Annotated in this window: 1 protein-coding gene; it reads right to left on the bottom strand. The window is 60.6% G+C overall.

Annotated elements, in window-relative coordinates; translation table 11 throughout:
- Positions 1-54 precede the first annotated feature (54 nt).
- A partial coding sequence (locus tag BST28_RS22940; RefSeq protein ID WP_083083223.1) for an IS256 family transposase occupies positions 55-1,069 on the bottom strand: 1,015 nt, incomplete at its 5' end.

A 1,069-nucleotide genomic window follows, 5' to 3' on the forward strand; every position in this document is an offset into this window, starting at 1 on the left:
GAGCCTGTCACGAATTCTGTGTAAGTCAGAGATGATTTGACTACGAGTTGTAGTCTAGCACAACGGGATTCGACCGGGGAACAGCCTGGCGAGCGTGTTGAGTGCCACGGTCCAGTTATGGGTTCCGGTCCCGGAATAGCCTCCTCTCTCGCTGGAGATGTTGCGCAGCCCGAGGTACAGCAACTTCATCGCGGCGTCCTTGTCCGGGAAATGGCCCCGGTTCTTGGTGATTTTGCGCAGCTGGAAGTTGATCGACTCGATGGCGTTAGTGGTGTAGACGATCTTGCGTAGCTCCACCGGATAGTCCAGGAACGGCACGAATTCTGGCCAGGCGCCCCGCCACACGTCGATCGCGCCCGGGTACTGGGTGCCGAATTGCTGATCGAACTCCTTGAGTGCCAATTCAGCGCCATCGACGGTGGGCGCGGTGTAGATCGTCCGCATCGCGGTGGCGACCTTTTTGCGGTCCTTGTAAGACACGAACCGCATCGCGTTGCGGATGACGTGCACCACGCACGTCTGCACGACCGTATCGGGGTAGATCGAGCGGATCGCATCGGGCAGACCGGTCAGGCCGTCGCAGCAGGCGATGAGGATGTCGCGCACGCCGCGGTTGCGTAGGTCGATGACGACCTTCTGCCAGAACTTCGCGCCCTCGCTGTCTTGGATCCAGCAGCCCAGGGCGTGTTTGCGACCGTCGAGATCCACGCCAATGGCCAGATAGGCCACCTTGGTGGTGATGACCCCGTTGTCGCCGATCCGCAGCCGCAGACCGTCGATATAGAGGATCGGATAGATCTCATCCAGGGGCCGAGACTGCCAGGCCTTGATCTCATCGACAACCACCTCGGTGATATTCGAGATCAGCTCCCGCGACACCGATGCCCCGTACACCTCGGCCAGATGGGCTTCGATATCGCGGGTGGTCATGCCGCGTGAATACAGCGACAGCACCACCGAATTAATGTTGTTGAGTCGCCGGGTTTTCTTCGGCACGATCGCCGGCTCGAACGAGCCGTTGCGATCGCGCGGCGCCTCGATACGCACCGGGCCGTTGACGGTGGTTACC

Source organism: Mycolicibacter kumamotonensis (assembly GCF_002086285.1).
Lineage (GTDB): Bacteria > Actinomycetota > Actinomycetes > Mycobacteriales > Mycobacteriaceae > Mycobacterium > Mycobacterium kumamotonense.